Here is a 13,095-nt window from a genome sequence, read left to right as displayed (position 1 = left end):
AATATTTATATAAAAAAAAGAGCAACTTAATCGTTGCTCTTTTTTTTATCTCTAGGTTTATTAAAATTCTTTTTATTATCAAACCTTTTCTTCTTAACAGTTTTTACTGCTTTGGGTTTGTCTTCTTTTTTAGGCATTGGACCACGTAAATGAATAATTAAACCATTTAAGAAGTTTCTTAAAATTTGGTCTCCACATTCTACATAATTTGGATGATCTTCTCTTCTAAAAAAAGCACTAAGCTCACTTTTAGTAACTCTAAAGTCAACCAGCATTAAAATTTTAATAATATCATCGTCACGAAGCTTGTGAGCAACTCTTAATTTTTTAAATATATCGTTGTTTGTCATAATCAATTTTTTAGTATTTAAATAATTCAAATACTAATGAGAGGTAAAATATTTTCTGGCATCAAAAATAAATTAAAATAGCCTAAAACATTAATTATTATTCAACTAAATGTAAACATTAGCGTTTTAGTAAATTTCTAAATGTTAATTTAAAAATTAAATTATTGTTATTTTTTGAAGCCAAAACATATAGTTTTTTTTAAACGCAACAATCTATATAGTAGTAAGTTGTGTTGTTTTTTAAGATTTTAAATCAATTTTTTTATAAAATGATATTTAACTTTTTTTTAAATGTAAATATAGAAATCGGTTTAAAGCTAAATAATATTCGATATAAAACGGTTTGTTTTTCGATAAGCTACGTGCTTTCAACGATTATAAATTATTGATTTTTATTAACTTTATGAAGTATAATTTAATTCCCTCGCATTATGCCAAATAGAGTACAAAAGTTAAGTTTATTATCAGAAATGATTGCTTTTGCAAAATCTGATACGCAACTAAAAAAAATTGAATATAATTTTCTTTTAGGCGTAGCAAAACAACTTGATATTTCAAGAGAAGATTTTGATTATCTTATTGATCACCCAATAAATTATATACATTTAAAATCGCATAGTGAACGCATTGTACAATTTCACCGTTTAGTTTTATTAATGCATATAGATCAAGAAAGAACGCGAGAAGAGGTTGCTAAACTTTATAATTACGGGCTTAGAATGGGATTAAATCATGAATCTATTACACGAGTATTATATTTAATGGAAGGTTTTCCAGATATGATGGTTCCTGCGGAAGTGCTTATAGATATCTTTAAAGTACAATACAATTAATTAAAATTTACTTGTTTAAGAAAGCAACTAAGCTTTCTTTAATTAAGTAATTCCATCCTGCAACACCGCTTTCTCTTTTAAATTCGGGAATATTTTCTGGAAATTTTTCAATAATACTTGCGGTAAGTGTTAACTTGGTTTTGTCTTTTAATGGTGATATCTCAAACGTAGAAATAGATTTTCCTTCATAGCCATTAAAACACCAAGAATAACTTAACTTCTTTAAATTAATAACCTCTGTAACTTCCCAAATATGTGGAAAAACTCTAGTTTCAGATTTTACAATAAACTCTGTTTTAAAACCAACTTCGGTTTTAAAGTCTGGAATGTTATTAAAATACCATTGGCGCATTAAATCTGGATTTGTAATTGCTTCCCAAACTTTTTCTGCTGTAGTATTAAATTCTTGCTTAACAATAATTGGTGTGTTTTTTAATTCCATATTTAAACTTTTAAATCTTCTAGTTTTCCTTGGTATGCTTTTATTTCGTCACGTAATTGTGCAGCAATTATAAAATCTAAAGCTTTTGCCGCTTTTTCCATTAGTTTTCTTTTTTCTCTAATTTTCTTTTCTAATTCTGCTTTAGTTAAATATTCGCTTTCAGGTTCTGCAGCTTTAGCAGCTTCTAATTCGTAACTATAGGTACTTACAGAGTTTTTAGATAAAACATTATCTAAACTTTTATTAAGCGCTTTAGGAGTAATGTTATTATCTGTATTATACTTTATTTGTTTAGCACGCCTATATTCGGTTTCATCAATAGTAGATTGCATACTTTTAGTAATTTTGTCTGCATACATAATAGCTTTACCATTTAAATGTCTTGCAGCACGACCAACAGTTTGCGTTAGCGAGCGGTTAGAGCGTAAAAAACCTTCTTTATCTGCATCTAAAATTGCAACTAAAGACACTTCTGGTAAATCTAAACCTTCACGTAAAAGGTTTACACCAACTAATACATCAAAAATACCTTTACGTAAATCTTGCATGATTTCAACACGCTCTAAAGTGTCAACATCACTATGTATATAACGTACACGAATATCTATTCTGCTTAAATATTTTGTTAACTCTTCAGCCATTCTTTTAGTTAATGTAGTAACTAAAGTACGTTCATCTTTTTCTACACGCACTTGTATTTCTTCAATTAAATCATCTATTTGGTTTAAACTAGGTCTTACTTCAATAATAGGATCTAGCAATCCTGTTGGTCTAATAACCTGTTCAACATAAACACCATCTGTTTTTTGAAGCTCGTAATCTGCTGGAGTAGCACTAACATAAAGTACTTGATTTTGTAAAGCTTCAAATTCTTCAAACTTTAAAGGTCTATTATCCATTGCAGCAGGTAACCTAAAACCGTAATCAACTAAGTTTTCTTTTCGGCTTCTATCGCCACCATACATCGCATGCACTTGAGAAATTGTAACGTGACTTTCATCTACTACCATTAAATAATCGTCTGGAAAATAATCAAGTAAACAGAACGGTCTAGTACCAGGTAATCTACCATCTAAATATCTAGAATAGTTTTCTATACCAGAGCAATAGCCAAGTTCTCGTATCATTTCTAAATCAAATTCGGTACGTTCTTTTAACCTTTTAGCTTCAAGATGTTTGCCTATGTCTTTAAAATAATCGTGTTGTTTAACTAAATCATCTTGAATTTCTTTAATAGCACCTTGTAAGACGTCTGGAGAGGTTACAAACATGTTAGCAGGATAAATGTTAAGTCTATCGTACTCTTCAATTACTTCATTGGTTTGAATATTAAACTGTTCTATCATTTCAATTTCATCACCAAAAAAGTGTATTCTAAAGGCATCGTCTGCATAACTTGGAAATATATCGACTGTATCTCCTTTTATTCTGAAGTTACCGTGTTTAAAATCAGCTTCGGTACGAGAATATAAACTTTGAACTAATTGATGTAACAATTTTGTTCTAGAAATTTCTTGATCACGTTTTATTGTAATTACATTTTTTTGAAATTCTATAGGGTTACCAATACCATATAAGCATGAAACTGAAGCGACAACTAAAACATCTCGACGTCCAGAGAGTAGAGAAGATGTAGTGCTTAAACGCATTTTCTCTATTTCTTCGTTAATAGATAGATCTTTTTCTATATATACACCAGATGTTGGAATATAGGCTTCTGGTTGATAATAATCATAATAAGAAACAAAATACTCAACAGCATTCTCTGGAAAAAATTGTTTAAACTCGCTATATAATTGGGCTGCAAGTGTTTTATTATGTGCTAAAACTAATGTGGGTTTTTGTACACTTTCTACAACATTTGCTACGGTAAATGTTTTTCCAGAACCTGTAACCCCAAGTAAGGTTTGGTATTTTTCGTTTGTATTAATACCATTAACCAACTGTTTAATTGCAGATGGCTGATCTCCAGTTGGGCTAAACTCTGATTCTATTTTAAACTTCATACTACAAAATTACAGAATATTGTGCAGTTATTTGTTTAAAGGAAGGTTAAAGCGATTTATCCTTTTAGTTGAAAGTTTTAATATAAAACGTGTAAATATTTATCTAACTAACGCAAAATGACCTTTATATTGGTTTCCGTTTGGATGGTTTATTACGTACCAATAATCATCACTTGGTAAATTAAAGCCGTTAAAAGTACCATCCCACCCAATAACAGGATTTACATTAGCTAATAATTTACCATAGCGGTTGTAGATTAAAATATTTAAGTTGGTATTAAACTCATTGTTTACACCTACTGGTTTCCAGGTTTCGTTTACGGTATCGCCATTTGGAGTAAAGTATTGCGGAAATCCTAAAATTGAAAAACTTATTGAAGCGTCGCCACAGTTTGTTAAATCACGAACATAAATGGTATGAAAACCTGGTTCAAGATTTGAGAATGTATTGCTACTTTGATAAAATCCAAATTCATCATCAATAGCATATTCGTAGTCGGCAGTGCCAGAAACAATAACTGTTGCAGTGTTATTTGTTGTTAATTCTGTAAATATTACATCTTCTATAATAGGCTCGCTTGTAGGTAAAACTGTAATTTCTCTTGAATTAGAACAGCCATTTGGGTCTGTTACAATTACGGTATAAACGCCAACTTCATTAATCTCTATAAAGCTAGTATCTACTCCTGTGTCTGTACCATTAAATAGCCATTGATAATAATGATTATTTGGTAAGTCGTTAGTTATGCCACCGTTGAGCGTAATAGTTTCCGGGAAACTATTTAAACAATAAAAAACAGATTCGTTTGGTAAAAGTTGTGGTGTAAAAAGAACATTTAAAGTTACGCTAGAAACAGCATAACATTGGTTAGTATCTGTAACAACTTTTACAAAAATATCTTGAGTGTTTTGAGTTGTATTATTAAAGTCTCCATTAATACTATTAGTCTCAGCAAAAGCATCTTCAATTGTTGTGTAAAAAGTTATGGTAGCATTTGTAGGAACGCTAGGTTGTATTTGAAGTCTTAAATCGTTAAGATTAAAACTTGTAAATCCATCTACAGTATCATCATCACAAGCATCAAAAGGTTGTAATGTTAAGGTGTTTGTTGAAATATCTAAAAGTATTTCAGCTATAGCTGTACAATTAGTACTTTGGTTTGTAACCGAAGCATAAACGGTTTGCATTACACTTGTATTATTAAAATTATTAGGATTTGAAATGGCATTAATTTGCATTTCGGCATCTGTGTAAGTTAAATAGAAATCTGTTACACCAACATTTGGCGCTTCCATTGTAACGGTATCTGCAGCATCATATAAATTATAGGTAGTAAAACCATCTTGATTTATGTCACATTCAAATAGAGTAGTGTTTTCAACATTTGGTGTTTGTGCATATTCAGCTGTAATTTCGCCGTAAGAAATACAGGTGTTATTTACACTAACTTCTACACTATATGTACCAGGATTTGTAACGGTGTAAATTGCATTAATTTCACCTGGTAATATTACATTATCTTTATACCATTGGTAACTAGTAGCATTCGCTTGAGTTGCATTTAGCTCTAAAGTTTCTGTTCCGCAAAGTGGATTATTGGTTGATAATAATCTATCTATTCCCAAATTTGTACTAAGTTCAAAACTACCAGCTTCTAAAAACACTGCAGAATCATAACGGTAATTTTGCTCATCTGCAATTACTAATTTTACATGGTAACTTTGGTTAGGTACTGTTTGTGCTGTAGCAGTAAGTACAGCTGTTTGACCGTTAAAATTTATTGGTGCAATATTATCATTAAAGGTGTCAAAATAGATTTCGTTAATAGCATCACAACTACCAGGAATTTCTGGATGTACTGTAGTAACCTTAACAGGCGTTTGGGTGTTAGGTACTAAGGCAATGTTTTCAAAATCTGAATCTGGTGCACTTGCTGGTTTAATTAAAAAACCAAATAAGTCTGAATATTGGCAGGTACTAGAATTCCCTTCTTGATATTCTTCTGAAGCAAATATATAACGAAAGCTAATTTGGTTTGCTACCGATGTAAAATCGAATTCTATTATTGTAGCATTTAATGTGTTCGACTCTTGTAATGCAACTTCAAGATCTTGATCGCCTTGCCAGTTTGGAGCATCATCATCGCTTAAAGAATTGTTTGGACCAGGAACATTTTCAAGTCTACCTGTACTTAAAACTATTCCAGATTGAAAAGGAAACGTTGTTCCTGTAGCATGAAAATAACCGTAACTTTGATCGGTATTATTAAAATCTCCACCAATTGCATTTGTAATTTGAACATTAGAAATACAATCACTATCGATTAAAATATCTTCAACAAGTTGTTGTGGTGTATAAGTTTGGCTATCTACAGTAATGTTTTGCGAAGTCGCAAGAACACTAAACAATAGTAAAACTGTTAAAAAAGCATTTTTCATTTCTAGCAAATATTTTGCAAATATAAGTAAGAATAAAAAAGGGATTACAAAAAGTTGTGTTAAAGCATATAGTCTAGCGTTTTAAGGCAAAATGGCCTTTAACTTGAAATTCTATATTTCCTTTTTTAACATCTGCAACAAACCAATAGTCTGTAGCAGGCATTGGGTTGCCGTTATAGTTACCATCCCAACCATTAGAAAAATGGTTTAATGTACCTAATAATTTACCGTATCTATTGTATACATTTACAATTGTACCTTCTAATAATTCGACTCCAGTAATATGCCAAGTTTCATTAATGCCATCTCCATTTGGTGTAAAGTACTGCGGAGCATCAATTATTACAATTTCTTTTGTTGTGCTATTACACCCATTAACATCTATAACTGTTATTGTATGTGGGCCAATTGGAACATTACCAAAGAAATTAGATTCTTGAGGTTCTCCATCATCAAATTGATATAGGTATTCACCAATTCCAGAAACCGTTATTGTTAAGTTGTTTGGGTTTCCAAAGTCTATGGTTTCTGTAAATTCTATGATAGCTGCTTCAGATTCTGAGACCTCGAAATTAGAGGTTGTTGAACAACCGTATTGTGTTGTTACGGTAACACTGTAATTTCCTATTGAATCTATATCTATAATAGAAGTGGTTTCTCCTGTAGACCATAAATATGTATCTGTATCTACAAATGTTTCTGCAGTAACGGTAAGTGGTAAATTGTCTAAACAAATAACTTGATTAGTAATTTCTACATTTGGTTTGCGCCTAACAATGGTTAAAAAACTAGTAGTACTATAACAACTAGTGGTATTGTTTTCTATTCTTGCAAAAAATTGTTCACCATTTTCAGCTTCATAATTTAAATTTTGAATAGGGTTACTAGCAGAATTTGCATCTGCTAAAGTATTGTAATATGTTACTGTAAAATCGTTTTGATTTTGATTACCTAATATTGTGGCTGTTTGTTGAGAAAGATCGAAAAATAAAAAACTATCATAATCATCATCACAAGCTTCTAAATCTTGTGGTGAATTTGCTATTGGTAAAGCATTAACAACTAGCGTAAATGGCATAATATTATAACATCCATTGTTTGAAAATTCTGCTCTAGCATAAATAGTTTCGTTGTTAGATGTGTATGTATAATCTGTATTTAAGGCATTTTGATTTGTTTCTGCATCTGCTTGAGAACTAAAAAAGTTAACAATTGCATTTTGGTTGTTTATTAAAGTGTCTATAGTTTCATTTAAATTGAAAGTGTTATTTTCATTATCGCATGTATTGTAAGAACCAATATTGTTAATTACAGGTGGAAGATTTACAATTAATTCTATTGGTACAGAAACCTCACAGTTTGATACGGTATTTGTAATTTCTATATAAACTGTTTGCGGATTAGAAGTATTTGTATAATTTTCTGGGTTTGCTATTGGGTTATTATTTGTTTCTAAATCATTTATATTTTCATAATAAGCAATAGAAATATTATCTTGTCTTACGGCTAGCACTTCAATCTCTGCAATAGTTAAATCGAATGCAGCAAAACCATCTGTATTAGTATCACAAACCTCTAAATTTGATGCCGGATTAATTTGTGGAACTTGTATTACATTAAACTCAAAACTATTAAAGCCTTTACAATACGTACCATTATCTACAACAACAAATATGGCTTGAGGATTTTCGGTAGTTGTAAAACTTTGAGGCAATGCATTTATTTCGTTATCTGCATCGTTTTGCGATAAGTAATATGAAACCGTTAAAGTATCTGGACTACCTTGCGTTATAGTATTTGTTATCTCGTTTAAATTAAAAGTTTCAAAACCATCATTAGAAATATCATCACAAACAAAAACATCTTGTGGTTCTGTGTAAATAGGATCTGAACCTACTTCTATATTAAAATTAGAGACACCAAAACAAGAACTATCTGTTATATTTTCTACTCTAACAAACATTGTTTGAGTTTGAGATGTATTGTTATATACAGCATTTTTATCTATAATATTTGTTCTATTTGTAGCGTCAACTTGTGTTTCAAAATACAATACTTGTTTTCCAGTTTGACCATTTAAAACATTATCATCATGTAACGAGAAAATAAAATCTGCTGTTTGATTTCCATCTGTTTCACATAATCTAAAATCTGGAATACTTGTAAATACAGGTAATGTATTAATAATAATATCTACTGGAACTAGAGCATAACAACCTGTGTCATTGTTTGAAACTTTGGCAAAAACAGTATTTGTTTGTGCAGCATAGTTTGTATCGTTTATAATTTGATTTGTAGATGAATTGGCATCATTTTCAGTTTCAAAGTAAGAAATTGAAACATTGTTGTTGTTTGTTATTTCTGTGTTTTTTGATGTTAAATCAATATTATAAATGCCATCTTGATCATCATCACAAATTAAAAATCCTGAAGGAATCACTGTGTCTGGTGCTGGTAATACTTCTATTTGCAATGGTTTAATGTCGTGACAGCCACCTTCACCAATCACTCTAACATATACCGTAACAGGATTTACTGTGTTATTGTAAAATTCTGGAAGTTGATTTTCATAATTATCTGCATCTGTTTGTGTTTCGTAATAAGTTACAGCAGCATTTGGGATGCCTTCGCTCATTAAACTATTAAAGCTTGAAAGTTGAATAGAGGTAAAGCCATCTGGATCTGTATCACAATAGGTAACTGGTGCATCATTTAAAATAGTTACAGATGGTAAAATATTTAATACAATTTCTGAAGTATTAGAACAATCTGCATCTTCTATTAAAATATAAAGTGTTTGTGTGTTATTCACGCTATATAAGGTTGAGGCATCAATTGCATTTGTATTATTTGTTAAATCTTCTTCAGTTTCATAGTATGTTATTTCTACATCTGGTAGTCCATTGGCTATAGTAGTTGTTATATTTTCTAAATTAAATTCTCCAATATTATCATCTGGTGCGTTATCACATACCGAAAAATCTCGAATATTGGTTCCTGTTTCTAGGATATTTGTGTGTAATTCTATTGCAACAATTTCAAAACAAGAATTGTTATTATTTTCAATTCTTATATAAACTATTTGAAAGTCTGGTTCTGTATTTTGAAAATTTGTGGTGTTATTTATAGCGTTAATATCGCTTTGAGCATCTTCAATAGAAGTATGGAAGGTTGTAGTGACATTTGTAACACCTTGTAGTACGTTTGGTAAAACACTTTCTAAATCAAAAGTTTCAAAACCATCATCGTCTTGTTCACAGGCATTTATTTGCTGTGTTGTAGTGTCTACATCTGGCGCATCATATGTGTTTATAGTTATGTCTGTAAATGCTAAGCAACCAGTATTTATGTTAATTACTCTTATAAATAATTGCTCTGTAGTATTTGTTGGAGTGTAAGGAGAAGCTATTGGGTTTGCACCACTATCTGCATCTGTTTGAGAGAAATGGTAAGTAACACTATAATTAGAATTATTGTTTGTAATTTCATTATTAAAATTTGTTAACGCAATACTGCCATCGCTATTACTACAAATTTCGGCATCTTCTGGATCTGTTATTTCTGGAGTTGGATTAACTATTAAACTTACTTGAGAAATATAAACGCAACCACTAGAAGTATCTTCTGCTCTTATATAAACAGTTTGTGGATTTGTAACATTATTAATATTTGTAAAAGCGTTTGTATTATTTGAAGCACTTTGGCTTGAGGCATGGTAACTAATACTATAGTTTGAGTTTGGTAATAATGAAAGCATTTCATTATTTCTAGTTGTTAGGTCAAAATTCTCAGTTTGGTCGTTACTTATGTCATCGCATAATTCAAAATCATTTAGAGGAGATATGTTTTGAATAGAGTTTAATGTAACATCTATACTATCTTCAAAGGTGCAAGAGGTATTATTTAAAGGCACAGTAATTTCTACTGTATATGTGGCTGAAGTATTTACATTTAAACTACTTGAATTTTCTCCATTAATTATTGTATTGTTTTGATACCAAACATATGTAGCTTGAGGATTATTTGTATTGGCATTTAGTACAGTTGAAGCATCACATGTTGAAAAATCTGGACCTAAATCTACACTGTCTGTAAAACTATTTCCTTCTATAAAAACAGCAGAATCAAAGTTTCTATCTGTTTGGTCTGCAATAATTAATTTAATATCATATTGTGTATTTGGAGTTATATTAGCAGAGGCAGACATAACAGTTGTACGACCATTAAAATTAGTGTCTCCAATGTTATAACCTTCAAAATAACTTTCATTTTCTGCAGGACAAAATCCTACTATTTCATCATGTATTGTACTTGTATTTACTGGAGTTGAGGTACCTGGTACTATCGCAATATTTTGATATGGGTTACCACTTCCAGTTTCTCTTATTAAAAAAGCAAATCCATCAGAGTAGTTACATGGGTAGTCTGCAAAGTATTCTTCAGAAGCTAAAATGTAATTAAATTGAATTGAACTCGAGCCAGAAATAAAACTAAATTGTATTGTTGTTGCATTTAGTGTATTATTTATTCCTAATGCGTTTTCTAAATCTGGATCTGTTTGCCAATTTGTATTTCCTTCGTTTAATGCATTTGTATTTTGAGAGTTTCCAACAGAGTTTATATTACCAGATGATAGTACTATACCGTTTTCAAAAGGAAAATTTGAATTTGCTCTTTCAAAATAACCAAAACTTGAAAATCCATTTATACTACCATTAATTGGTGATGAAATATTAGAAACTTGCACACAGCCTTGAACTAAATTATTTTCTATTAAATTTTGAGGTGTTTGGGTGCCGTCAACATTAATTTGTTGCGCGTTTAGTTTAAAAAAACTTACTATCAGGACTATACATACTATATAGTTAACTGGATTTTTTGAGGACTTATTCAATGGACTAGTGCAAATAATTAAAAATTATAAATATCGAAAACTTCAATTGTGTCGTTAAAGTGCACAAAACTAACGTTTTAAAGTTAAAACGCAAAATTAATCGATGAAATACGGTATTTTTTAACGATTTAAGTAAATCCAGCCTGTTTTTTGTAAGAAATTTTTGTGATTAAATTTTAGTACATAAAAATATGTGCCTGTTGGTACTAATTTTCCTTTATTAATGCCATGATTAGCAACACCATACCATTTAGAATTATCGTCGCCAATAAAAATTAAATTACCGTAACGACTATATATTAATAGTTCATGATCTTGAAAAATGGTGTAAAGTCCTTGAATATTAAAATAATCGTTATAGCCATCATTATTTGGTGAAAAACCTTGAGGAATAAATGGCGGACAATTTTCTGTTATTAAATTGAATTTAAAAATATCAAAACAAGTGCTTGTTTCTGCTTTAATATATAGTGTTTGTGGTGTTTGTTGTGATTGATAATTATTAATATTTACAATTTGGTTTGTATTATTCTCAAGATCTTCAATAGTTTCATAAAATGAAAAATTAAAATAGCTGTTAGAATTTATTTCAGTTAAAATTAATTCTAAGTTATAGGTTGAGGTGTTATAACCTTCATTGCAATTGTTTAATGGTGGTAATTGTATTGTTTCTGGTAACGGAATTAATGATACAGTTATGTTTGTGTTATTGTTGTTTTCTAAAATTTCTACCACAGTACTGTTTCCTAAGCCATCATCATCAACATACACATCTAAAATAAAATTGTTAGGAATATTGTCTGGAATACTTATTTCTATTGTGTCTGTTTCATTTTCGTTTATTCCTATAATATTGCTTGTTGTTGTTTGTGCAATTAGTTGGTTGTTTACATAAAAGGCTATTGGTGTTTCGGCTGGTAAGGGATCTGTACTGTTTGTATTGTTTACAATGTAATTTAAAGTTATATTTCTATCTCCGCAATTAGTTGCATTTCCTATAATGTCTATTGTCGCATCTGGTAATTGGCTATTAAGTACGGTTATAATGTTATTAATTAAAATTAAATCTGCTTGAAAAGTTCCAAATTCATTAAAATCTCCTGTAGTTAATTTTATTTCAACTTGTGTGTCTCCAATGTTTATATTATTTTCTATACTGTAAACGTCTAAATCTCCATTATAAAAATTTGTAGCATTAGTGAAAGTATTAGTCCCGTTAAAGGCATTATCTGCTAAATTTAATGGTGGATTAGAAATTATATTTCCATTTATAGATAAGGTTTCTCCAAAATTTAAAGCATTGTCGCCTTCCCATGCCAGAAAACCTATTTTAGCATTTTCATTATCGAGTACATTTACATTATCAAGAAAAATTGTTTTTTCAGTTTCATTACGATTTATAATTTCTAATCCTTGAAATAAGTTGACTTGATTAAGAGGAAGTGCACTGTTTTCATAAATTACATAAATACTCCAACCTGCAAAATTTGTTCTTATTTCACAATGTCCAGGATTGTTATTTAATGTTTCAGAAATATCAAGATTTGTTAGCTCGTAAATAGTATTACCTTCATTTAAAATTAGATTTGTTATGTCTGCATAACATGAGAAATAATTTAAATCTCCAAAAAAACTATCTGTATAAGTTGTATTATATGTGTTTTCAGCAATTATAGAAGTTCCATTTAAAGAAACCTCAGTATCTCCAAGTCCAGAACCAGCCCAGTATAAATATGCAGCAATTATTGTTGAAGAGCTATCTACATTAAGTGTTGCTTGAGATGAAGGTAATATTTCACAAAACGTTTGAACTAAATTATTTTCGGCTGGATTTAGTGTGTTTCCTATTGCTAGATAATCATACCTTCCATTAAATTGTTGAAATATTGAAATATCTTGACACCAAGCTAATATTGGAGATACTAATATTATTAATAAAACTGAAAGTGATTTTTTCATTATTTAAACTTAACGAGTTTTAAAAATACAAATAATAAATGAGGAAGAATTAAATAAAAAAACCTGAACTAAACGTTCAGGTTTTTTTATGGATACTATTTAATATTTCTTAGTCTTTAGGTTAACGCTTTAATGTAAAGTGTGCTCTAAAGTGCTTTTTACTATTGGTTGC

7 protein-coding genes are annotated in these 13,095 nt (G+C 29.9%); 1 reads left to right on the top strand and 6 read right to left on the bottom strand.

The features are described from left to right. Positions 1-26 precede the first annotated feature (26 nt). Complete coding sequence (locus tag BM549_RS10725; RefSeq protein WP_290470269.1) at positions 27-350, bottom strand: DUF1456 family protein; 324 nt, start codon at positions 348-350, stop codon at positions 27-29. Positions 351-781: 431 nt separating this feature from the next. Here BM549_RS10725 and BM549_RS10720 point away from each other — a divergent pair, with 431 nt between their 5' ends. Further along, entirely contained in the window at positions 782-1,183 is a 402-nt protein-coding gene (locus tag BM549_RS10720) for a TerB family tellurite resistance protein (RefSeq protein ID WP_290470268.1), read from the top strand. A 7-nt stretch (positions 1,184-1,190) separates the two neighbouring features. Here the strand turns inward: BM549_RS10720 and BM549_RS10715 are convergent, their stop codons facing one another. From BM549_RS10715 to BM549_RS10695, 5 genes are all read right to left on the bottom strand, one after another. Then, on the bottom strand, positions 1,191-1,625 hold the full coding sequence (locus BM549_RS10715; protein WP_290470267.1) for an SRPBCC domain-containing protein: 435 nt from the start codon (positions 1,623-1,625) through the stop codon (positions 1,191-1,193). 2 nt (positions 1,626-1,627) lie between these two features. Next, on the bottom strand, positions 1,628-3,631 hold the full coding sequence (gene uvrB, locus BM549_RS10710; RefSeq protein WP_290470266.1) for an excinuclease ABC subunit UvrB: 2,004 nt from the start codon (positions 3,629-3,631) through the stop codon (positions 1,628-1,630). A 99-nt stretch (positions 3,632-3,730) separates the two neighbouring features. Further along, positions 3,731-6,070 carry a T9SS type B sorting domain-containing protein gene (locus BM549_RS10705; protein ID WP_290470265.1) on the bottom strand — a complete coding sequence of 780 codons (2,340 nt, stop codon included), beginning with the start codon at positions 6,068-6,070 and terminating at the stop codon, positions 3,731-3,733. A 73-nt stretch (positions 6,071-6,143) separates the two neighbouring features. Beyond that, entirely contained in the window at positions 6,144-10,964 is a 4,821-nt protein-coding gene (locus BM549_RS10700; protein ID WP_290470264.1) for a T9SS type B sorting domain-containing protein, read from the bottom strand. A 120-nt stretch (positions 10,965-11,084) separates the two neighbouring features. Further along, on the bottom strand, positions 11,085-12,923 hold the full coding sequence (locus tag BM549_RS10695; protein WP_290470263.1) for a gliding motility-associated C-terminal domain-containing protein: 1,839 nt from the start codon (positions 12,921-12,923) through the stop codon (positions 11,085-11,087). Positions 12,924-13,095: the final 172 nt, after the last annotated feature.

Origin of the sequence: Lacinutrix sp. MedPE-SW (assembly GCF_001874145.1) — a bacterium.
In the GTDB taxonomy this organism is placed as follows: Bacteria; Bacteroidota; Bacteroidia; order Flavobacteriales; family Flavobacteriaceae; genus Lacinutrix.
This window is presented reverse-complemented; position numbering and strand designations above follow the sequence as displayed.